We start from the raw sequence: 22,041 nt of genomic DNA, 5'->3' as shown, positions 1-22,041 counted from the left end.
TTACAGTATATACATGTATTTTATATTCTTTTAACACATATCAGGCTTGTTCCATAGGTTAAGCTTCGTTCCGAGTCCCATTTTCACAGCATTTTCATAACACACCTTACCCCAGGCAACATCTTCTACAGGCATTCCTCCAACAGAATATACAATTATCTGATCATCACTGTCTCTTCCTGATGCATTGCCAAGCAATATATCTCCCATATCAGTAATATCACTTTTACTTATAATTCCATCATGGCACATATCTGTAAACTTTGCACCTATTATGTTAATTGAACCAAATGTCGGATATGGATATTCCTCTGCCCATGCCTCGTAAAGCTTTATATTATCAACTACCATCTTACATTTTTCTTTGAGAAAATCTGTCTCCATATCAAATGCACTTGGAGCAACAATAAGCGCTCCCGGCTTTATCCATTCACCTTTGACATATGCATATTTTGACGGATCTGTTCCTGCTGTGGCTGCAAATGATATAACATCACTGTCTCTTACCAGAGTTTCTATATCATCTACCACTGTTACAGTTGTAAGCTGTGGATATGTAGCTTTGACATATTCAAGGAAACTGTCTAATGATTTCTTTCCTCTGCCTTTTACCTTAAGTGTATCAAGCTCTGGGCATGTTGCCATAAATGCATCAAGGCTTGTTTTTCCCATTACACCAGGACCATATATTGCACCCGTCTTAGCACCCTTTGGTGCAAGATGTCTTAACCCTACACCAGGAATTGCACCAGTCCTGTAAGCGCTCAGAAGATTACCGCTCATCAGACACACCGGTGCACCGGTTGTCTTGTCATTAAGCATAACCATAAGTATTGACCTTGGCAGACCTATTTCCTTATTAGTTGTATTAGAACCATACCATTTCATACCAGCCATATCAAATGGTCCTCCTATATATGCCGGCATTGCCATAAATCTTCTATCTTCTCCTACATTCTTTGGCATATTCGGAAAAGGAGATTCATTCGGGAATGTTACCATACAGCCATGAGAATTATGGTTTTCACCTCCCATTACGAAATCACCCTTTGTAAGACATTTAAGAACATCTTCCATTGTATCTATGCATTTAGGCATGTTCTTTACGCCAGCCTTTATCATTTCCTGTTCATTAAGATATAAAAAATCAACTTCTGGATACATAATAATTCCTCCTCTATAATCCGCAGCCTATGACTGCTTCCATCATTATCTCCACAAACTGTGTCGGTCTGTTAAGTGCAGGTGTTCCAACAACTGTGCATAATGGTCTGATATCATGAAATATCTCTGAATATGCCCTTGATATATCTGCACACATTTTCATATCTACAGCAAACACATCTACTTTAATAACATCTCCAACACCTGCACCAGCCTGTTCAATAAGCTTTACCTGCTTCTCAAGTACATATCTGGTCTGCTCATAGGCATTTTCCCCATACACTGTACCATCCGGCTGTACCGATGTTGTTCCACCAACATATATATGGTCACCAACCTTTACCATTCTGCTATATCCTACTTTCTCTTCTAATGGAGCTCCTGATGAATAATTTACTCTCTTCTCTGCCATTTAGTTTACCTCTCCTTCTGCACCTGCAAGTGCCTTTTCTTCATTTTCCTTCTTTACAAGTTCATTGAACTTGACAGAAGCATCATTTATCACTTCAACCGGTACCGGCTGGAATGGGCTTGCTTTCATAACTCCACATACCCAGATTATTGAATAGACTACAAGTCCGGCAAATAAAACTCCACACAACTCAAATATCTTAATTCTGGTATCTCCTGTTGATATATTCCATATCATGTATACATTTCCAAGAATACCTATTATCTGAGGTATTCCACCTAATGCAAGCCACTTTTTTCTTGGATATTCAGGATTTCTCTTCCTGAGTATAAGCACTGTTACATGTACAAGGCAGTATGTTAATAACCAGAAGCATGAACCTGACAATAACAGGAAACTTACACCCTCTGTTGCCCCAAGTCCTGAAGCGATTATTCCTGCAACGAATACAAATAGCACTACAAGTCCGACCCATGCTGCACCTCTCTTGTTTGTCTTAGCAAATACTGATGGCATCATGCCTTCCTCGCCCATACCCTGTACAATTCTTGAAACAGAAGCATATACCGTATTAATTGTCGAAGCTGCTGCAAGTATGGTTATAATTCCCATCCATATACGTCCTGCATTGCCTAAAAGGTTAGTAGCGTATGTCATATGAGGAGTACCTGCAGGGTCATTGGCAAGAATATCAAGGCTTACATAGTTAGTCATTCCTATACCAAGAATGCTCTGTACAAAAAACAGTAAAACCAGACCTATTGTCATAGAAAGAAGTACATCTCTTCTTGGATTCTTCAAATCCTTTGCTACCGGAATAATAAACTCAACACCTATAAACAGCCAGAATGCAAGTGCGGCATATGAGCAAAGTCCCTTAAATCCGCCTATCTGTTCAAATGTTGGTGCATTTGTTGCATAATCAACAACATTTGAGCTTATTCCTAATTTACATACACCTATTAATCCGATAAGCACCATTGAACCGATAAGAAGGAATACTACTATGTTCTGTACTTTTGAAAATATATCTACACCAAAAAGATTAATCACGAGAAATAATGCCATTATTATAATTGATATTATCCTGTTATCTACATGTGGCAGAAACAGACCTTTTAAAACAAGTCCGCAAAGTGTAATCTCTGCTGTCATGCTTAATATTTCTGTAATTACATAGGCTGACAGATTACCAATTAATGATGGAAGTGGTCCCATACCAGCCAGAAGATACTGTCCTGTACCTCCCTGAACTCTTGGCATAAGTCCATTCAGTTCTGCAAATGATATTCCAATAAACCAGTTCAGCACCATTACTGCAAATAGCGGAATGATAAACCATCGCCCTATCGAACCCATTCCTGTTCCTAAAGAAACAAGACAGCTTGTGGCAACAATAAGTCCTACGCATATTGCCACGCCACTTCCTAATCCTAACTTTTTCTTCATAAAACCAGCTCCCTTCCTTTTTGCATGATTAATTATTAACAAAATAAACAATAAAGGCGCCGCACACCAGATGTACGACGCCTTTGTCTTTGATTTATTAAGTTTATGATATGGATACTACAGGGTTTTCATGAAATTGTATTGTAAAAAAAAGAACTGTAATGTATTATTTCTTAATAAATAATCAGAATATTACTATAATACAAGACGTAAAGGAGGGCTTATGTGTACAGCAGCTACTTATAAAACTAAAGATTTCTATATGGGAAGAACACTGGATTATGAATTTTCTTATGGTGATGAGTTGACTGTCACACCTAGAAATTATCCTATTAATTTCAGATTTATGGGCGTCAGGAATAACCACTATGCGATGATTGGAATGGCACATGTCGCTGACGATTATCCTTTATATTATGAAGCATTTAACGAAAAAGGTCTTGGCATGGCAGGACTTAATTTTGTTGGCAATGCAACTTACAACGAACCGGACCTAAGAGGCCTTAACGGAGAGAGTAATATTGAAAATGTTGCCGTTTTCGAATTCATTCCGTGGATATTATCGCAGTGTGCAACAGTTGACGAAGCCAAAGAAAGACTCCAGTTTATTAATCTTACCAACACTCAGTTTAATGATATGTTTCCATGTGCTAATCTTCACTGGATTATTGCTGATAAGGAAAACTGCATAACTGTTGAATCCATGTCAGACGGACTTCATATATATGATAATCCTGTAGGGGTGCTTACTAATAATCCGCCATTTAACATACAGATGTTTAATCTTAACAATTACATGGGTCTGTCTGCAAAACAGCCTGAGAGCAATTTCTCAGACAGACTTGAATTCAACAGATACAGCCGTGGTATGGGTGCACTCGGACTTCCTGGGGATCTGTCATCTCAGTCAAGATTCGTAAAAGTTGCTTTTACTAAGATGAATTCTGTTTCAGGTGACGATGAGAAATCAAGCGTAAGCCAGTTCTTTCATATATTAGGCAGCGTAGACCAGCAGCGTGGCTGCTGCCAGCTAGACGATGACAAATACGAGATAACAATATATACCTGCTGCTGCAATACAACTAAAGGCATATATTATTACACATCATATGACAACCATCAGATATGTGCTGTTGATATGCATAAGGAGAACCTTGACGGTGATAAGCTGGTTCGATATCCACTTATTACTGATGGCGCGATAAGGGCTGTTAATTAATATATTCAATCCTCTCCTTGCCAACTTCCCAGAATATGTTATTATATGATAGATTATTACAAGTGTTTAAAGCACAGAAAGAGGAATATATGTTAGTTTATGACGCTAATGCCAATTCTGGCAGCTCTGCCGGTTTTGAGTGTACCTATACAACTTTTAAATCTGACAACCCTGTAGCTTGCCCTGAGAATCCTATTCTTGTTCTTGATAATGCAGAAAAGCAGTGGGATGAGACTTCTTATGGTTTATTCACTAACCCTTATAAAAAGACTGCATTTGATTTCCAGATTGATGGTGAATCTTTCACAAGTAACATCTTAAAGATTGATTCAAGATTTACAAGCCTTATCAAATGGCTTGGCGAAAACAGAGTTAAAGTAAAGCTTACAGGTGCTAACTCATCTGAAGGATATAATGTATTCAGGATTCAGGAGGTTGCATTTGGCAATGGTAACAAGTTATCCGCTGAAGACGGTTTCCTTCAGTTTATGATTGAGAGATTATTAGAGAGCAGCGCCATTGCAGAAGACAATAGTGAAGAACCTGATGAATCTGCTGATGATATGAAGCTTACAAGCCTTACAAGCATATCAGATTTTCTTAACTGTGCAGGAAGCACGCTCCCTGAGAATATCCGCTTATGGGCAAGACGCAATCTTGTTGTTGCCCGTTCAAGCGAGGTAACTCCTGAAGAGAAAAGACATGCACAGAGAGCACTTTCTATCATGCTTAATATTAAATGGAAGAGCAATTACTTCGAATCAATTGACCCTGTGGAAGCAAGAAGAATTCTTGATGAAGAGCTTTTCGGTATGGAGAGTGTTAAGCAGAGAATTATCGAGACTGTTATTCAGATTAACAGAACTCACACTCTTCCTGCATATGGTATCCTTCTTGTAGGTCCTGCCGGAACAGGTAAATCGCAGATTGCCTACCTTGTTGCCAAGATTCTTAAGATGCCTTGGACAACTCTTGATATGAGTTCAATTAATGATGCTGAACAGCTTACAGGAAGCTCAAGAATATACTCTAATGCCAAACCTGGTATTATTATGGAATCATTTAACATGGCTGGTGAATCTAATCTTGTATTCATCATCAACGAGCTTGATAAGGCTACTTCAAGCAATGGTAACGCCAACCCTGCTGACGTACTCCTTACACTCCTTGATAACCTTGGATTCACAGACAATTATATGGAGTGTCTTATCCCAACCTCAGGCGTATATCCTATCGCCACAGCTAATGATAAGGATAAGATAAGTGCACCGCTTCTTTCAAGATTTGCAGTAATTGATATTCCTGATTACACAAGAGAAGAAAAGAAGACAATATTCCTTAAATATTCACTCCCTAAGGTTCTTAAAAGAATCGGACTTCACGAGGATGAGTGCTTAGTGCTTGATGACGGACTTGAAGCCGTTCTTGATTACTGCAAAGATACCACAGGTATCAGAGATCTTGAACAGGCCGCCGAACACCTCGCTGCACACGCTTTATACTTGATTGAAGTAGAACATGCAACAAGCATTTCTTATAATGCTGATATGGTTAAATCACTTTTCAGATAAAACATCATAAAAGCGGAGAGACTTCTTAATCTCTCCGCTTTTCTTTTTGTCATATTTCGACAGAGCCAGCTACAACTGCTTCTTATGCAGCTCCCTGAGTCCATCTATTTCATCGCACAATTCCCTGCTTGAGCAAGTTGAACAATCCATTGTAAGACCGTTAAATATGTGATTCAGCGAATCTGTTATCTGTTCACATCTGTGTGCTTCACTTTTTAAAAATGTGTAATCAATATCCTGCCCAGTAACAAAATATATGCTTACAGCCTCAACCTCCGGGCGCTTCCTGTAGGCATTGATAAGTCCCAGCCCTACTGCTGCAAAGTTAATCCCATGTGAAACCGCTTCTTTACTCACTCTCACTGGTTCTCTTTCCCTGACAGCTGATATTCTCATCATATATCCTTTAGGAAATGCATGGTATCTTACATAATCAGTCGCTCTCATTGAAGCATACAGCGCATTGTCATCATGATTCTTAATATATTCACTGTCCAGCCTGATTACAGTAATTCTTGCATATGAGATATCATTCCTGATATTACACAGGTCATCTCCAACGAGATACACTGCATCCTCCGGCACAAGCTCTTTATCCTGTGTAAATGCAATGGCACTTACTGCCTGACTGCTTCCACCGCCAAGCTCATAAGCCGTCTCGCTTTTAAGGATAAGATTCTCCTTCTCAGTCATCTCCCATTCTTTCTGTGATGGAAGTCTCTTTACTCCATGGCTTTCAAGCATTGATATAAGCTTTCTTATGTCACCATCATATATATCCATCGGCTGTTTCTGCCCTTCCTGTTATTCTTTATGTGTATCCTGTTCTTTCTTTTTCTTTGTCTCACGCCTGTTCTTTGACCAGTTATAATACGCAGTAAGCGGCTTGATTAATGCTGCTGCAAATTTCATATCCAGATTAAAGAAATATATAACAAGAGTCAGAAGAAACAATGCAACGAGCACGATTGCAATAATAGCCAGCACTTTTAATACTATCATACGTTACTTCCCTTCTGTCTTGCATATTCTGCAGCACCTAATGCTCCCATAAGCTGTGGGTCTGTCGGAAGGTCAACTACATTAATCTTAAGCACCTTTTCTATTGCTTTCTTCAAGCCTTCATTCTTGGCACATCCACCTGTAAGTGTAACGCTGTCAGCCGCACCTGCTTTCTTAGCCATGACAAAGCATCTCTTAGCAACCGATAACTGTATTCCTGCCGCTATCTCCTCCATAGGCTTACCCTCACCTACTAACGAAATAACCTCACTCTCTGCAAATACCGCGCACTGTGCTGTTATTGGAATCACGTTCTTCGCTGTAAGAGACAGATTAGAAAATTCATCTAAAGACATCTCAAATGCTCTTGCCATTGATTCAAAAAATCTTCCCGTTCCTGCTGCACATTTGTCATTCATCGCAAAATTAAGCACAGTTCCATCAGTGTCAATCGCAATTCCCTTAACATCCTGACCGCCGATATCAATAATCGCCTTAACCGATGGGTCAGTCACATGAACTCCCATAGCATGACAGCTTATCTCTGATATATTCTCATCTGCAAACGGTACTTTATTTCTTCCGTAACCCGTACCAATCAGATATGTAAGCTCCTCTGCGCTGTTTAAACCGTCAACCTGGCTTACAGCCTCGTCAAGCGCATCCTTCGCACTAAGCACAGGATTAATCCTGCTTCTCTTAGTAACCGCAGATGCGATTTTTCCATTCTCATCTATAATTACGCATTTGGTATATGTACTTCCTGCGTCACAACCACCGAAATATTTCATTCTGCTATCCTTTCCTGCCACGTATGCAGCATACACACTTCTTACCAGCTCTTAGAATCGTCAAAATCCTCAAGTGACGGGTCAAGCGGCTCTTCCCTGAAAACAGTTCTCATGTATCTGTTAATCTCCGTTCTCATGTCTCTTCTTGTTCCATCCTCAGGACACATAAGATTGTGCGTTACCCATATTAAATGTATTCCATGTTTTCTCGCTTCTTCTTCAAATAGACCATGATATCCTGACATTGATTTGCAGCCCATATGAACATACATGATTACTATATCAATATTAAACATTTCGCAGAAACGCCAGAGTGCCTCTACGCCTGTCTCATAACCGCCGTTAGAGCGGTTTCTCATAATCATGTTCTCATACAGATATGCAAGGTCTAACATTGCCTGGTGCTTATCCTCTGTGTTGACCATCTCTGTAGACACCATACTTAACATATCTGCAATAGTTACAACACCCCAGCAGTTAAGAAGCCAGATTGGGAGTGCCGTATAATATGCAGCCTGAACGCCCCATGTCATGGCTCTGTGGCGGTACTCCTTCGCCGCCATCTCTTTATTCTTATATGCATCAAGTGCCATCTTTGTAAGCTTTTTATCCATATCAAGGAATGCCTGATTTCTTCCACCTGCAGCCTGATATACACCATATCTGTAGAGTGCAAGCGTTACGCCCATAACCTGCGGATAATCTGTCTTGGAAATCTCCATCCACTCTAAGAATTCCTCTGTCTCTGCATTAAACCGCTTCATACTCTTAAAGAATGCATCCCAGTCGAACTTCTCTCCAGTCTGTCCCTCTATGAAATGAATTGCATTGACAACCTCTTCTGCCGCATACTCCTGTACACTTTCCTGTCTGTGTCTTATTGGCACAGCAAGCTGAAATGTAGGAATCTTAAATGACCTTGCTTCAATCCCGTTACCCATAAGGCTTCCGTCACATGTCGTATTACACTGCACCGCACAACAGCCTATAAGTGGGAAATCATCAGCCAGTGCAACGCCAAGCTCAGCCGCCGGCATAGGACAGACATCTGACGGAACACCATACTGATGTGTAACATCAACATAATAGCTCACTCCATCCTGTGACATCATTGAGCTTGTATACACGGCAGGGACTTCCACTGATAGCCATGTAAGGTTAGGAAAACCTCCCATCAGGGTACTCATCATATTTTCATCAAAAAGGACAATCTTGCTGTTTAGCTTCTTATCATTGCCGATAGCCGGGTCTGCCTTAAATATCTGTCCAAGCATCCCGCATATATCAGTAACGATAAGTCCCAGTGCCTGATGCGCCATTCTAAGCTGAGTTCCTCTCATGCCCTCTGTATGCCTGTCCATAAAATCAGGCAGTGCAAGATAATTAATCATCCAGCGGTATCTGAAGAATCCCTTCATGTTATTAGGTTTTATTATAAATGTGATTAAAGTCTTCCAGTATCCTAGCCACCTTACATAGTCATACCATGTATCCTTCAATCCGCGCCATTCTCTTCTTCTCTTCGGCTTTTTTCCTGTATAGAATCTGCCGAGCGGCTCGCTTCCTATATTCTTAGACATATTTATAATTTCCTTCCTGCATTGATACGCTTAATCTCAAGACTCTCAACAAATGCCTGTATTCTCGTTCTTAACTGTCCTGAAGTTCCGACAGCATAAGGTCTGTCAATTGAAAGAACCGGATAGCCGTATTTTTCTTTCATGACATGGAATGCCGAAGCCCTCTCATAGCCCCAGTAATCACAGAATTTAATCTGCTGATATATAAGACCATCCGCCTTATACTCCTTAGCTATTGCGTCAACATACTCCTGTCTCTCAATAATCTTTTCTGTATTCATGAATCTTGGACACTGTCCCCACTTCATATACTGTCTGCATATCTGTGTAAGAACATCCTCTGTATCGTTAAGAATAATCTCATCTCTTCCCGGAAGTGAACCAAAACAGAATCTGTCAGCCACAACCAGTGCACCTGCCTCCTCAGCAAGCTTTATAAGCTCAGGGTTATCAATCTCTGAACCAACCATTACGACCCTTGCCCTGTAATTACATTTTTTATCAGGTTCACGTGTCTTAAGCTCCTCAAGTGTTTCTTCGAGCTTTTCTATAAGTGCCTCTTTCGGGCAGCAGTAGGTTGCAAGACACAGAACAGCGAATTCATACCCAGTAATTCTTGGATTATCTTCTTTTCTGTAATCACCGATGCTTCTTATAAGCCGGCTTATCTTATTCTGCAATTCTACTGACTTTCTAAGTGCATCATCTGATATGTCTATTCCATATGTATTATTAAGCGGTTCAAGCACATGCAGCTTCATCTGCTTAACAAAATGTCTTAACGCGGTCTCATCATTCTTCATCGGAACATCTGAATATTCCACAAAGAATTTTTCCTTCTCTATAAGGTGCTGTCTCTCAATATTCTCTACGCACCTGTTCATCTGCGCACATGCATCCGGCGCAATTATACAGTCAAGAAAGTTAAATCCGCCCTCAATTGCTCTCTCTAATATCGCACGACATCCCTCGCATAGCATACTGCTCATGTAATATGTACCCATCTCAATAGAACCTGTACGGGGTGCACGCAGCCTTACCGAAAAGCTACCCGGCAGATTAATAAGCGGCTCCGGTATCTGAAAACAGACTGCACCGATTGCAATATCACCTTTAGCCTGTGCCTGCCTTACAAGGTCGTTATTCACGTCCTCCAAAAGCTTCTCAAAATAATACAGATTAGCTAAATCCTTCACATTTGCCTCCTCTTACAATATTCCCATATTAACAAGGGCTTTCTTTGCACCCTCAACAATAATTGCATCATCAGGAAGATTGAATACGTTTTCACCAAGCACATCTGCCTGCGCAAGCTTGGAATCGCTCTGTATTACTGAAAGCAGTTCAAGGTCGCCGATATCCATAAGCTTCGCAACCTCCATATCCGGTATTCTGTTAGCGATAACTCCGATTCTGTCATACATCACAAGCTCATCTGCAACTTTCTTGATTGTCTGCACAACCTGGCATCCCTTCTTGCTTGCGTCAGTAACAAGCAGCAGATGCGTAACCTTCTCCATAACTCTTCTGTTAATCTGCTCTATTCCTGCTTCTCCATCAATTACAACATAATCAAACTTATCTGAAAGCATTGTGATAACTTCTTTAAGATATGAATTAATCTTGCAGTAACAGCCCGCTGTCTCAGGTCTTCCTATTGCAATAAATGCATATCCATCCTGTTCAACAACTGCATCCATTATCTCATACTTGGCTTCTCCAAGTAACTCCACAGCAGTCTTGGTATCTCCGTCTTCAACATTCTTGATTACTTCTTTTCTTATATCATCTATAGTCTTTTCCACTTCAACATTAAGCACTGTAGAAAGTCCTACAGCCGGGTCAGCGTCAATCGCAAGTATCTTCTTATCTGGGTGTGCCTCAACAAGAAGCTTTACAATAACTCCCGCTAAAGAAGTCTTACCGACCCCTCCTTTTCCTGCTACTGCTATAATCTGTGTTTTCTTATCCATTATTGTTCTCCTTATCCATTATTGTTCTCTTTATGTGGTTTTGTTATATTAACTTTTCCTGACTTGCTCTTTTTGGACTTCTTCGTGTCTTCCCGCCGCTTTAACGTCCAATCCGCGGCTCTGGCTCGCTCTTTTTGGACTTCCTCGTGCCTTCCCGCCGCTTCAACGTCCAATCTCGGCTCTGTGCTCACCCCTTTTGGACTTTGGCTTGCCTTCCCACCGCTTTAACGTCCAATCTGCCGTTCTTACGAATCCCTTTTGGACTTTGGCCTGTCTTTCCGCCGCTTCAACGTCCATTCCGCCACGTCAGCTCATCCCTTTAGTGGTTTCTCAATACCCGTAATACGCATTGATGCCCGCCATCAGACCATCCGCTATATTTTCGAGTGTCTCATCACTATGATCTGAGCTTGCATTTCCAAGCTCCATATCTACAGATGGAATTGTGCTATATGATGTCTGCGTAAGATCTATTGCCATACTTCCTGAACCATGTATCTTCATACCCACATCACCAAGCCCATTAACAAGCGATGCTCCAAGTGCATTGTGCTGCTGCCAGTGTGTGGCAACCGGCTCCATATCTTTAATCGCATCCGGAACCGCGATATAGAAACAGCCTTTGTCATAACTAAGTCCGTCTCCATCCCAATGCAGCGATATATGGCAGTCCGCAACATTGTTGCATATCACAGTCCTCGCTACATTATCAAGCTGTACATCTGCATCGTCCCTTACCATCAGCACATCATACCCCTGTGAAAGAAGCCTGTCTCTTAGAATCTGCGCCATTCTAAATGTAACTTCACTTTCTGATGTTCCATCATAGAATGTCATGCCTCCTGATACAGCCGTTGCTGTTGTTGCTCCCGCCGCCGTACTTCCACCGGTACTCTTAGGTGAACCGTCCGGATGGCACAATGTTCTCACGGACGAACCACCTGCTGTCCCATGGCCTGCATTAACGCCAACTATAATATTCTTTCTCTCACCTGCCGCTTTATATAGAACAGCATAACCATCGCTTATCGCCGAATGATCCGCATATTCCCATGTTGTATTCATATAAATGTGTTCCATATCTTCATATACCGGAACTCCTGTATATGGCTCTCTTGCTGCTATATATGGATTGCTCGTTTCTTCCTGACTGCCATCTTCACTGTCTGCTTGTCCAGAATCTTCTGCTTCTGCATCAGTTATCTCTGCATCCTTTATCTCTGTATCAGTATTATCTTCACTTCGGGAATTCATCTGTGAATCTTTCTCTGATTCCAATGTCTGGCTTAAAGACTCTGTAATGTCCGATTTATTCAATCCTGTTTTATCAGAATGTCTGTTGCCACACCCCACCAGTATAATGGCTGATAATACAGTTAACATCATGTTTACTGATATGATTCTTGTCACTTTACTCATCTATATCCTCCGGCCATACAGAACCTTCATCAAGCCCGCTGTCTACAAGCCACTTATCTTCTACATATACATACTTCTTCTGTCCACTCTCATTAACAAGTGTAACAGAAACCTTAGGTGACTGACCTTCTGCCAGCTCTTCACACCCATAATCCCCATCAAATATCTGTTTTATCTTCCACATAATAATCTCCGTTTCTGATAATTATTTTTATTATAAAACATTTGGGTAAAATATGCTATACAGTTATGGTTTACAAACTAAATCTACAAACTAAAAAGCAATGCCGGTATGTTGCTACCAGCATTGCTCTGTTTAGACTTTCATAAGCCTCTCCATCACCCAGACGTCCAATTTTCTTCACTCCCTTACCACTTTTGGACTTCTACTTGCCTTCCCGCAGCTTCAAGGTCCAATCCACCACTTTCCCTCACTCCGTTTGGACTTTTTCCCACTGTCTGACCACTTCAAAGTCCAATCCGCCACACTTTTACACTTCGTTTGGACTTCCGCCTGCCTCTACTCCGCTTCAAGGTCCAATCCGCCACACTTTAGCGCTCCGTTTGGACTTTCTCCGTGTCTCACACCACTTCCAAGTCCATTCCGCCACACTTATATCAGGACAGAAAGAGAAGCACGACCGTGTTGCTGTATTTACCGGTGATACAGACAGGGTTCTGATAATTAAATAATCTACATAAAAATAGTTTGGTATCTTCAATATATGACAGATACCAAACTATTTTAATCATATCTTCATCCCATACTTATCCAGATTAACCCTGCCATTAACAACCTCTATTCCATCCGCCATAAGCAGCTCTGCCTGCTTTCCGGCTCCGCCAAATGCGAATTCACCGGCAAGTTCCCCTTTGGAATTGACTACCCTGTAACATGGAATTCCTGACGGGTCTGGATTCTTGTGAAGAGCATTGCCAACTGCGCGCGCCATCTTCTTATCACCTGCAAGCTGCGCAATCTGTCCATAAGTTGCAACCTGTCCTCTCGGAATCTTCCTGACAGCTTCGTATATCCTCTTTGTCGGACTGTCAGATACAAGGTCATAACTTTCTGCAATCATGCGTCTGATATCTTCATCAGGAATAGTTCCATCAAGAATAATAGTATTCCAGTGTTCTTTATTCTGATGCCAGCCCGCAATCACCGATGAATATGTACTCCGCCATAGGTCGCGCCACTCAGGTGAAACCTTCACATTAAGATTAATATATCCATTACGCTCGTATGTCCATAAAAATACTTTCTTACATCCTTTAACTCTTACAAGCTGCCAGTTCTCATCATGAAAAGGTGCTTCCTGATAAGTATCTGGAAAAGAAAGTCCATATGCAAGTGCTTCTTCCCTAGTCGTCATGTTATTACCAGTCCTTCATAACATTTGTTAATATAAGCTTAATTATATTTGTAGAAACCTTCTCCTGTAGACATTCCAAGCTTTCCCTCATCAATATACTTCTTGAGAATAGCCTCCATCTTCTTGAAATTATATGGCATCATCATCTTCTTAAGAAGCGGTGAGAATATTCCCGGAACACTCTGATACTGGTGAACAATATTGTATGCAGTATTAAGTCCTACTGTATCAAATATCTGGAAAGGTCCCTTAGGAGCTCCTGTTCCTCTTGTCCATGCAATGTCAATGCTTTCAGGATCAGACACACCTGCAGCATACAGGTCAAGTCCGCTAAGAAGGAACGGAACCAGCATAGAATTAAGCAGATATCCGCTCTTTTCCTTTCTTACAGGAAGTCCAATCATTCGTATATCGTTAGCAAACTGCATAACTTCGTTAAAATACTTCTCATCAGTCTGAGCCTGTGTCATAACCTCAGCAGTGTTATTCTTCCATATAGAATTAGCAAAATGTAATGACAGATATTTGTCTGGTCTTCCAGTATATTTTGCAAACATTGATGGAAGAAGTGTCGATGAATTAGTTACAATCACAGTCTTTTCTGGAAGAAGTGGTGAAAGCTTTTCATAGAAAGCAATCTTATCCTTTTCATTCTCAGCCATAGACTCAATCACAAGGTCTGCATCAGCAACAGCCTTAGCCATATCAAGTTCAAGCTTGAGATTAGCATATGCATTCTCAACCTTCTTAAGGCACTCTTCCTTGTCAAATGTATCTTCATCTGCAAGTCCTGCGCACCATGCATTCTTATCCTCTGCCATCTTCTCAATAGCATCAATATAAGTCTGCTTTAGATGGTCAATCTTAGGCTGGGTTCTTCCGATAGAACCCTCGCTTCTTAACCATATAGTTACATTAAACCCACAATATGCTGCCTGAAAAGCAATCTGACTCCCCAGCACTCCGCCTCCGGCAACAACAACATTAGAATACTTCATAAGTTCCCCTTTCTCTTATTCAACATCCTTACTAACCCTCGCGAACATCTTCACCTTAGTAACAACATTCTTCGGCTTAGTAAATATCGCATAAAACCACCTTGCAATCCAGCAGAATGGCAGCAGCCACGGTACTTTCTTCAGAAATGGAAATGTATACAGCATCTTATTAAGCGGTGGAAATGCGTTGTACATGAACATTCTGAATCTGCCCTTTTTCTCAAGCTGATTCGTATATGCATTATACAGATTGCCATAAGTTCCACTTGAAAGAATATAATCCGCCATATCCTTAACATCAGCGGTAAGTTCTCCATCTCCGAACCAGTAGTCAACCAGCTTCGATGCCTTAGTATAGAACTCAGTAAGTCCAAGCTTTGAAAATTCCGCATTAACGTAACCCATATCCATACCAGTCAGCGACTTCTTCATAATATACATATCCATAACCGAGCGGATTCCTGAGCCGCCGAGCTGAAAATGCTTTGCAAAATGTGCAACATTATACACATAGAAATCTTCATCCGTCATCAGGCGTGCGTACTCATTATCCACAGTAACCGTCCTATCCAGAATATTATCATATTCGCGGTAGAAAGTCACCCCGTCACCATCATCAAACAGACTTGTATGAATCTCAATATTATATATAGGGTCTTTGAAATACACATCCTGATGGCTTATATCATACATATCGCATGTATATCCCATCCCGATAAGAATATCATGCACCTTCTTCGCGTCCTCACGCTTAATAAGAATATCCATATCCGACATGCTTCTCATATCAGTCGATGGATACATATTCTTAATTATGCTGCCCTTAAGCGGCATATGCACAAGCTTCTCCTTAGTGAATACATCACACACATTATTCAGCTCTGCCTTAAAACGTATGCTTACAGACAACCCGCGCAGGTGCGCTTCTTCCCATTTACTTAAAATCTCAGAAGGAATCGCGCATTGCAGCTTCTTAATACCATAATAAGCTGTTGTCTGCACACTGTGTTTTTCAGCAATCTCATACACCTTTAACAGGTCAATATTATCGTCAGGCTCAGGCACCGGCTTGCCAGCCACAACATTTGCAAGAAGCCCGATAAGATACTCTCCATTATTCAAAATGTTTATCCTCCAATACCACGCAGCGGTCACATACCTCAAGCACAGCTTTTCTGTGTGATACAATAATAACCGTCTTATCCGTAAGTTCCCTTATATTCTTAAGCACCTTCTTCTCAATCTGCTCATCAAGAGCCGAAGTTGCCTCGTCAAGCAGCAACACAGGAGCGTCCGTATACAAAGCCCTCGCAATAGCAAGACGCTGTGCCTGTCCCTCCGAGATACCCATTCCACGCTCACCGATAAGCGTGTCATATCCATGCTCTAATTTTTCTACAAATGTGTCTGCACATGCAATATGCGCAACTGCCTTCACCTTGTCCATATCAACATCAGCACTGGTATCATCAAGAGAAGCTATAGCACTCGTAACATTGCCGGACATAAGGAAATTGCCCTGCGGCACATATGCGAACATCTTGCGGTATTTTTCGGTCAGTGCATAACTTTCCTTTTCAGTCTTAATCTCAAGTGTCCCCTTTTCAGGCTCATATATAGCAAGAAGGAGCTTAAGAAGCGTACTCTTGCCAGCACCCGAGTTACCCATAATCGTTATGAGCTCACCCTTGCCAATAGATATATCAGCATTTTCAAGAATAATGTCGTCCTCATATCTGAAAGTAATATTCTTACATTCAATCGCTGTCATGTCTTTATAAAGCTCTCTGCAATAATCCCTGCTAAACTGGCTCTCAACGTGCTCTTCCTCAAGAGTCTCAAGCTCCATGCAGCGCTCCGCACTTGAGAGCATACCATAGAACTTTGGCAGATAACCGGTCATATTAGCAAGCGGCGCCCACAACTGGTCAACAAGCTGAAGTACTGCCGACAGCGTTCCGTAAGTAATACTTCCATGCAGAATTCCGAAGCTGCACCAGCACAGACCGAATATATAGCCGCCATTCATAACAAGTCCGAAACCGACATTACATATATTAGAGAATTTATTTCTCTTCATACGCATGAATCTGTGCTTATCCATGTACTGTTTAGAAGTATCTATGCTTTTTCTTTCTGCGCCAAATGTCTTAAGAACCATAAGGCTTCCAAGATTCTCAGACAGATAAGAACGAAGCACACCATCAGCCGCCTGCACATCCTTGTGAAGCTTTTTCATAACACGGCGAAACAGTGTTGTGAATATAAGCACAAGTCCACCTCCGGCAAAGAATATCACAGAAAATCTGTAATCCAGCACGAAAAGCACCGCCGCCGCGCCGGCCAGCTTAACAAGCATTGCAATAATTCCTGGAATAATCTGCACGAACCCATCTGCCACAACAACCGCATCATTAGTAATTCTGTTCAGCAGTTCTCCTGTGTGATACGCTGTAATAGCACTGTATTTTCTTGACAGAATAGTTTCATAGAGTCGTGTTTTAATAACATTTTCCATGCCTGAACGTACATACTCATCTAAGAATCTTATTACCCCTCTCGCGGCAATCTGCCCAACCATAATAAGTCCAAGTATGATAACGAACTTGAGGAATACCATCTTATTGCCAGAAACTGCCCCGTCGATTGCTTCCCTCAGCACAAGTGCAAATGCCACCGCACTTATTGATATTGCTGAATTAAGCAGCACAAGAAGCAGCACTCCCAGCTTTAACTTCCCTGACACGCCAAAAATCCAGCTCATGGCTGGATTCTTAACTATCTTCTTTAATTGGAGCTTCTGTTCTTTGTCCATAATTTTCTAACTCTTCTTAATACTTTCTTAGCTTCATCTCTCAATCTCAGAATTGCACGACGCACCGGTAGCGCATCGCACCATATATGTGCATATATCTTAAGACGTATATCATCAGCATCAATCCATCGACCTTTGCGGTAATACTTAGTAGCTATGCCGACAACCGTATCCTTAGGAATAATCTCCTTACGCCAGCAGTTATCTCCATAAAAAATGTAGTAATCATCCTCTACTTTAAGAATACGGTGAAGAACATACTGATCTGTGCTTTCTCTGTGATATAACGCAACATCATATCTTTTCAGTTTCCTGTCAACTGGAACAATGTGAACCACGCAATCCGGTGTCTTAATCAACGGCCACATGCTCACGCCTCTTGGAACACTATAATAATGTCCGTCTTTGAACAGTGGTTTGAGCTTTTCCCTATCCATCAATAAGTCCAGCCTCTCTTATTTTAGCAACTAAAGCCTTAACATCTGCCTGTGCCTTTTCCCTGCTCACATCATATCGCTCAAGAAGTGCATCAACCAGTTCTTCCTCTGTCTTATCTTCCTTCAACTGTTCAAATACGAAATTAGCTGTCTTATTATTTCTTATAATTCCATTAAAAGACTTGGCTGCCTCTCCTGTGGCAACTACAATATACTCATCACCAGTCTTTTCCATAACAATTCCTGATTTCAGTTTCATGGTCAATTCTCTCCTTCTTCTCCATATGCTACCCTGTAAGCTACATGTGCAGCTTCTTCCTGCATGTTACATCCAAGTTCAAACAAGCCGACATTCTCAGCCATTGTTCTTGATAATATAAGTGTCTTTCTCATAAGCTCCGCATTATCCGGACGATACGTCTGATTGAACACATATGGAAATGCTTCATGTATAGTAAGTTTTCTCGCTACATTAGTCTCATTTCTCTTAAGCAGGAATAATGCCTTAACCGGCGCAGATATATTATTCTCAATTCCATGCTTGCCACACCATGGTGTTCCGTATACATTAACATGCACTCCACTGTCATCCGTTCTTACACTGACAAGCGGCTTGTCATCATTAATCATTGTCACCCTGTCTCCATACACCTGACGCCACAATCTTGTGTGAGTTGACTTTCCCGTTCCACTCGGAGCAAGGAACATAACAGCCTCACCATTAATCATAAGCACAGATGAATGTACAAGAATAATTCCTTTATCAACAAGACGTTCACATATCTTTCTATATACAGCAAGCGTCTCTAGATAATCCGGAGAGCACACATACTCGTCACTCTGTTCAGCATTAATCTCTTCATCACTCACTTCAATAACCATCTCAGGTGTAACATCATCAACTATGTAATTCCTGCAATATTGCTTTATATATTGGTATCTTTCATTAATCTGAATACAAGTATCAGCTATCCGAATCGTAAACATAATTATCTTCTTCTCTTCTTAATTAATATAAATGCACCTGCCGCAATCGCTATTATGGCTATTATGCATACTATGTATGCGATAATCTTAGGAGCCTGTGAACGCTTGGCTGACTTAGTAGTCTTATTCTTTACATTATCCTCTGACTTAGTCACCTTATTATCAGACTTGGAATTATCATTACTTCCTACAACTGTGCTTCCATCTGCTACATTCTTATCAATATTTTCTTCGATTACAGTACCATTAGAAGAATCTATTATAACATTCTCATCTGAATTAATTATGGCACCGCCTGTTCCTATTGAACCATTGCCGTTATTACCTGTTCCATCTGGTGTATTATTCACCCCTGAATTACCCTGTCCACTATCAGATGATGTATTATTAGATGAATTATTGTTGTTATCACTGCTTCCGCCATTATTACTATCGCCATTATTATTATCGCTATTATCAAGCTGGTTTCTGTCTTTCACAATCTTTACATTGTCTCTTACAACAATATTAATTCCTCGTGCTGTAGATATAACAGCCTGCAGATTATCCATACCGATAAATGACATATCTCCAACTTTAACAATAGTATCCGGAATTGTAAGAATCTTAACACTTGAGCATCCGTCAAATGCATGATCATCTATCTGTGAAACAATAATTCCTCTTCCTACCATGAATGGAATCTCCAAATCCTCTGCATCACCTGAATAACCACACACAGAAGCCCATTTCTGTTCATTATTAACCCTGTACTTAACACCATTGTATATCTCTATATTATCTTCCGCCTTAACACAATTAGTATTCCAGCCAAATGTAATAATCATAGCCGCACATACTAATATACTTCTTAATATCTTCTTCATTGTTCGTTGCTCACTTTTCTTAATATTGTAGTGTGTAAAAAGAAAGGCGGGAAAAAATCCCGCCCTTAATTATTATGCTGATGGACCATTTGGTAATACATCATCGTATGTTCCAACACGACCTGATGTAACAATAACATCCGCTGTTTCCAATACAACTATATCACATAACATATCTTCGTATTTCTCTTTCATCTCAATAATACTCCTCTACTTTTTAATTCATTTCATACACTGTTGTTCCAACTATTGTATGTTCTACACCACTGTCATCACTATATGTAAGCACTGGTCTAGCATACCATGTATCAGTGCCATTATTCTTTAATGTATATCTGAAAGTCTTATAACTACTGCATTTTGCTTCATCTGCTCCAAGTTTATATACACCGGCTGGACGATTATCAACAGTTGCACTCTCAACATTAGCCTTATTAGTAGATGCTAATACACCTGCAAATTTCATTGTATATGTATCTGGTACAGTATACTCGAAGATAATTGTCTTAGACTCATAACCAATATATGTTACAACTCCTGTTTTCTCTACACCTGAGTCACTCTTCTTTACAGCCTTAACAGTTACATTTCTATTAGCAAGGAAATAATATGTTGAATTATAGCTTAATACATTACCATTTTCATCTGACCAATATGCAAAATCATCTGATGTAACGGATGCTTTAACTTCTTTATTTACTTCTACATTTTCAGCCTTAGGAGTTGCACCATCAATAGCTGATGTGTCAACTGTTATGCTATATGTAAGACTTGTATCATTGTCATATACAGGTCTTACTTCTACATTTCCACTTTTAAGTGCTTCCTTTACAGAATCAATATCTTTGTCCCAACCTGTAGCCTTATAGCCATAACGAGTTGGTACTTCTGGTACTGTAAAGTTATCATCAGCATAATATGTTGCTAATTCTCCACCATATGGTGTGTAATATGTTACTTTATTACCTGTTTTGCCATATACAGCAGTATATGTATCTGAATAATATACTGGAATACTTAATTTAGCTGTTGTTGAAACGAGAATTCCATTAGAATTTATCCAATATACATCTCCTGTTCCAACTGCAGTATATTCAAACGTTTCACCTTCGTTAACATCTTTTGGAGATATAGTCTCTGTACTTTCAGAATCAACTACAGATACTTTATATGAAGGAGTTGTGGCTGCTGTTGTCACTTTTACTTTAATTTCGGAAACATATAATGTATTTGACTTCCTTAATATCTCATATGTACCGGCTGTATTAACATTAAACGTATTCGTTTGCATTGTTTTGATAGTAGTAACTGTTTGGGCAGCGATTTCTTCGCTAGTTTCGCTATTGATTATTCTTATTGTACCTTTTGCGTTAGATGACGTCCATGTTATGCTAACCTCTGCTGTAGCTTCTTTGGGTATAGTAAATTTAATTCCAACACTATTAGAACCAATTTTATAAACAGGATCGGTAGAACCAGAATTACTTTTATCTACTTTAACTGGGTCTGGCGAACCAACTATTTTAAAGAATCCATCTGTTCCCACTTTATTTTCTGAAACATATGATTTTCCATTTTCTGGATTAAAGCTATATTCTTTCTGTTCCGCCTTTACCTCCATCGGTTTCTTAACCATACTACTTACTGGCAGGAGACCTATTATCATCAGAAGAGCAAGCGCTCCTGCGAATATTCTTTTTTTCATAATTTCCCTCCTAAAATTATTTTATCATTGAGTAGAATGTTGAAGTTTCATTACATTTTGCGGTGCCTCAACACTCATGGATATATTACTATTTTAAACATTTACAGTCAATTGGTTATTGTGCAATTTGCAACAAGTGAACAAGTTTTTTTTTTTTTTGTGCAGTTTTCACATATTGTACATTTCTGTGTTTTGCCTGTCGTTATTTTGCATAACTGTTCTTTTATCAGGTGCATTGGTCTTAAGCATGCATTGTCTTAAGCTATATGACATACAT

General features: G+C 40.2%; 23 protein-coding genes. 2 read left to right on the top strand and 21 right to left on the bottom strand.

Features of this window, described 5'->3' with window-relative positions; translation table 11 throughout:
* Positions 1-30: 30 nt before the first annotated feature.
* From DW963_RS08010 to DW963_RS08000, 3 genes are read right to left on the bottom strand one after another with little or no spacing between them, the layout of a single operon-like run.
* A complete protein-coding gene (locus DW963_RS08010; protein WP_117914920.1) occupies positions 31-1,164 on the bottom strand; it encodes a tyramine oxidase subunit B in 1,134 nt (377 codons plus the stop codon).
* 13 nt (positions 1,165-1,177) lie between these two features.
* On the bottom strand, positions 1,178-1,576 hold the full coding sequence (locus DW963_RS08005; protein ID WP_055287732.1) for a Rid family hydrolase: 399 nt from the start codon (positions 1,574-1,576) through the stop codon (positions 1,178-1,180).
* Positions 1,577-3,025, bottom strand: coding sequence for an APC family permease (locus DW963_RS08000; protein ID WP_117914918.1), 1,449 nt, complete (start codon positions 3,023-3,025; stop codon positions 1,577-1,579).
* Positions 3,026-3,248: 223 nt separating this feature from the next.
* On the opposite strand from DW963_RS08000, the gene bsh reads away from it, so the two are divergent.
* Both bsh and DW963_RS07990 read left to right on the top strand, forming a co-directional pair.
* Positions 3,249-4,244, top strand: a complete 996-nt coding sequence (bsh, locus tag DW963_RS07995) for a choloylglycine hydrolase (protein WP_117914916.1) — start codon at positions 3,249-3,251, stop codon at positions 4,242-4,244.
* Positions 4,245-4,333: 89 nt separating this feature from the next.
* Positions 4,334-5,815, top strand: coding sequence for an AAA family ATPase (locus DW963_RS07990; RefSeq protein WP_117914914.1), 1,482 nt, complete (start codon positions 4,334-4,336; stop codon positions 5,813-5,815).
* Between the two features lie 69 nt (positions 5,816-5,884).
* Here the strand turns inward: DW963_RS07990 and DW963_RS07985 are convergent, their stop codons facing one another.
* From DW963_RS07985 to DW963_RS07905, 18 genes are all read right to left on the bottom strand, one after another.
* Positions 5,885-6,598 carry a carbon monoxide dehydrogenase gene (locus DW963_RS07985; protein ID WP_117914912.1) on the bottom strand — a complete coding sequence of 238 codons (714 nt, stop codon included), beginning with the start codon at positions 6,596-6,598 and terminating at the stop codon, positions 5,885-5,887.
* A 21-nt stretch (positions 6,599-6,619) separates the two neighbouring features.
* Entirely contained in the window at positions 6,620-6,817 is a 198-nt protein-coding gene (locus DW963_RS07980; protein ID WP_117914910.1) for a hypothetical protein, read from the bottom strand.
* Positions 6,814-7,608 (bottom strand): acyl-CoA dehydratase activase, encoded by a 795-nt coding sequence (locus DW963_RS07975; protein WP_117915043.1) that lies wholly within the window; start codon positions 7,606-7,608, stop codon positions 6,814-6,816. The genes DW963_RS07980 and DW963_RS07975 overlap by 4 nt, the downstream gene beginning before the upstream one ends.
* Positions 7,609-7,649: 41 nt before the next feature.
* Entirely contained in the window at positions 7,650-9,188 is a 1,539-nt protein-coding gene (locus DW963_RS07970) for a 2-hydroxyacyl-CoA dehydratase family protein (RefSeq protein ID WP_117914908.1), read from the bottom strand.
* Between the two features lie 2 nt (positions 9,189-9,190).
* The gene (locus DW963_RS07965; RefSeq protein ID WP_117914906.1) at positions 9,191-10,384 is read right to left on the bottom strand and encodes a 2-hydroxyacyl-CoA dehydratase family protein; all 1,194 of its coding nucleotides are present in this window, start codon (positions 10,382-10,384) and stop codon (positions 9,191-9,193) included.
* A 12-nt stretch (positions 10,385-10,396) separates the two neighbouring features.
* Positions 10,397-11,161, bottom strand: a complete 765-nt coding sequence (locus DW963_RS07960) for an ATP-binding protein (protein WP_117914904.1) — start codon at positions 11,159-11,161, stop codon at positions 10,397-10,399.
* A 330-nt stretch (positions 11,162-11,491) separates the two neighbouring features.
* Complete coding sequence (locus DW963_RS07955) at positions 11,492-12,580, bottom strand: N-acetylmuramoyl-L-alanine amidase family protein (protein ID WP_117914902.1); 1,089 nt, start codon at positions 12,578-12,580, stop codon at positions 11,492-11,494.
* On the bottom strand, positions 12,573-12,764 hold the full coding sequence (locus tag DW963_RS07950; RefSeq protein ID WP_117914900.1) for a hypothetical protein: 192 nt from the start codon (positions 12,762-12,764) through the stop codon (positions 12,573-12,575). Before DW963_RS07950 ends, DW963_RS07955 begins: the two co-directional genes overlap by 8 nt.
* A 565-nt stretch (positions 12,765-13,329) precedes the next feature.
* Positions 13,330-13,956 carry a methylated-DNA--[protein]-cysteine S-methyltransferase gene (locus DW963_RS07945; protein ID WP_117914898.1) on the bottom strand — a complete coding sequence of 209 codons (627 nt, stop codon included), beginning with the start codon at positions 13,954-13,956 and terminating at the stop codon, positions 13,330-13,332.
* 38 nt (positions 13,957-13,994) lie between these two features.
* The gene (locus tag DW963_RS07940; RefSeq protein ID WP_117914896.1) at positions 13,995-14,954 is read right to left on the bottom strand and encodes a 3-hydroxyacyl-CoA dehydrogenase; all 960 of its coding nucleotides are present in this window, start codon (positions 14,952-14,954) and stop codon (positions 13,995-13,997) included.
* Between the two features lie 15 nt (positions 14,955-14,969).
* Positions 14,970-16,076, bottom strand: a complete 1,107-nt coding sequence (locus DW963_RS07935; RefSeq protein WP_158568666.1) for a nucleotidyltransferase domain-containing protein — start codon at positions 16,074-16,076, stop codon at positions 14,970-14,972.
* Entirely contained in the window at positions 16,069-17,769 is a 1,701-nt protein-coding gene (locus DW963_RS07930; RefSeq protein ID WP_117914892.1) for an ABC transporter ATP-binding protein, read from the bottom strand. The genes DW963_RS07935 and DW963_RS07930 overlap by 8 nt, the downstream gene beginning before the upstream one ends.
* On the bottom strand, positions 17,742-18,209 hold the full coding sequence (locus DW963_RS07925; protein ID WP_158568664.1) for a hypothetical protein: 468 nt from the start codon (positions 18,207-18,209) through the stop codon (positions 17,742-17,744). The genes DW963_RS07930 and DW963_RS07925 overlap by 28 nt, the downstream gene beginning before the upstream one ends.
* Positions 18,199-18,465 (bottom strand): PqqD family protein, encoded by a 267-nt coding sequence (locus DW963_RS07920; protein ID WP_117914888.1) that lies wholly within the window; start codon positions 18,463-18,465, stop codon positions 18,199-18,201. The genes DW963_RS07925 and DW963_RS07920 overlap by 11 nt, the downstream gene beginning before the upstream one ends.
* A gap of 2 nt (positions 18,466-18,467) precedes the next feature.
* A complete protein-coding gene (locus tag DW963_RS07915; RefSeq protein ID WP_117914886.1) occupies positions 18,468-19,193 on the bottom strand; it encodes a hypothetical protein in 726 nt (241 codons plus the stop codon).
* Between the two features lie 2 nt (positions 19,194-19,195).
* Positions 19,196-20,059 (bottom strand): leucine-rich repeat domain-containing protein, encoded by an 864-nt coding sequence (locus DW963_RS07910; RefSeq protein ID WP_117914884.1) that lies wholly within the window; start codon positions 20,057-20,059, stop codon positions 19,196-19,198.
* A 72-nt stretch (positions 20,060-20,131) separates the two neighbouring features.
* The gene (locus DW963_RS13660) at positions 20,132-20,254 is read right to left on the bottom strand and encodes a hypothetical protein (protein WP_286169193.1); all 123 of its coding nucleotides are present in this window, start codon (positions 20,252-20,254) and stop codon (positions 20,132-20,134) included.
* Positions 20,255-20,276: 22 nt separating this feature from the next.
* Positions 20,277-21,764 carry a hypothetical protein gene (locus DW963_RS07905; RefSeq protein WP_117914882.1) on the bottom strand — a complete coding sequence of 496 codons (1,488 nt, stop codon included), beginning with the start codon at positions 21,762-21,764 and terminating at the stop codon, positions 20,277-20,279.
* Between the last annotated feature and the right edge of the window lie 277 nt (positions 21,765-22,041).

This window comes from Eubacterium sp. AM46-8 (genome assembly GCF_003466705.1).
Taxonomy (GTDB): Bacteria; Bacillota; Clostridia; order Lachnospirales; family Lachnospiraceae; genus Lachnospira.
Note: the sequence above shows the minus strand (reverse complement) of the source record. Positions and strands in the feature narration are given on the sequence as shown.

Coding starts and splice junctions, on each gene's coding strand:
- DW963_RS08010 (WP_117914920.1), bottom strand. CDS start 1,164: ATGTATCCAGAAGTTGATTTTTTATATCTTAATGAACAGGAAATGATA.
- DW963_RS08005 (WP_055287732.1), bottom strand. CDS start 1,576: ATGGCAGAGAAGAGAGTAAATTATTCATCAGGAGCTCCATTAGAAGAG.
- DW963_RS08000 (WP_117914918.1), bottom strand. CDS start 3,025: ATGAAGAAAAAGTTAGGATTAGGAAGTGGCGTGGCAATATGCGTAGGA.
- bsh (WP_117914916.1), top strand. CDS start 3,249: ATGTGTACAGCAGCTACTTATAAAACTAAAGATTTCTATATGGGAAGA.
- DW963_RS07990 (WP_117914914.1), top strand. CDS start 4,334: ATGTTAGTTTATGACGCTAATGCCAATTCTGGCAGCTCTGCCGGTTTT.
- DW963_RS07985 (WP_117914912.1), bottom strand. CDS start 6,598: ATGGATATATATGATGGTGACATAAGAAAGCTTATATCAATGCTTGAA.
- DW963_RS07980 (WP_117914910.1), bottom strand. CDS start 6,817: ATGATAGTATTAAAAGTGCTGGCTATTATTGCAATCGTGCTCGTTGCA.
- DW963_RS07975 (WP_117915043.1), bottom strand. CDS start 7,608: ATGAAATATTTCGGTGGTTGTGACGCAGGAAGTACATATACCAAATGC.
- DW963_RS07970 (WP_117914908.1), bottom strand. CDS start 9,188: ATGTCTAAGAATATAGGAAGCGAGCCGCTCGGCAGATTCTATACAGGA.
- DW963_RS07960 (WP_117914904.1), bottom strand. CDS start 11,161: ATGGATAAGAAAACACAGATTATAGCAGTAGCAGGAAAAGGAGGGGTC.
- DW963_RS07955 (WP_117914902.1), bottom strand. CDS start 12,580: ATGAGTAAAGTGACAAGAATCATATCAGTAAACATGATGTTAACTGTA.
- DW963_RS07950 (WP_117914900.1), bottom strand. CDS start 12,764: ATGTGGAAGATAAAACAGATATTTGATGGGGATTATGGGTGTGAAGAG.
- DW963_RS07945 (WP_117914898.1), bottom strand. CDS start 13,956: ATGACGACTAGGGAAGAAGCACTTGCATATGGACTTTCTTTTCCAGAT.
- DW963_RS07940 (WP_117914896.1), bottom strand. CDS start 14,954: ATGAAGTATTCTAATGTTGTTGTTGCCGGAGGCGGAGTGCTGGGGAGT.
- DW963_RS07930 (WP_117914892.1), bottom strand. CDS start 17,769: ATGGACAAAGAACAGAAGCTCCAATTAAAGAAGATAGTTAAGAATCCA.
- DW963_RS07920 (WP_117914888.1), bottom strand. CDS start 18,465: ATGAAACTGAAATCAGGAATTGTTATGGAAAAGACTGGTGATGAGTAT.
- DW963_RS07915 (WP_117914886.1), bottom strand. CDS start 19,193: ATGTTTACGATTCGGATAGCTGATACTTGTATTCAGATTAATGAAAGA.
- DW963_RS07910 (WP_117914884.1), bottom strand. CDS start 20,059: ATGAAGAAGATATTAAGAAGTATATTAGTATGTGCGGCTATGATTATT.
- DW963_RS13660 (WP_286169193.1), bottom strand. CDS start 20,254: ATGAAAGAGAAATACGAAGATATGTTATGTGATATAGTTGTATTGGAA.
- DW963_RS07905 (WP_117914882.1), bottom strand. CDS start 21,764: ATGAAAAAAAGAATATTCGCAGGAGCGCTTGCTCTTCTGATGATAATA.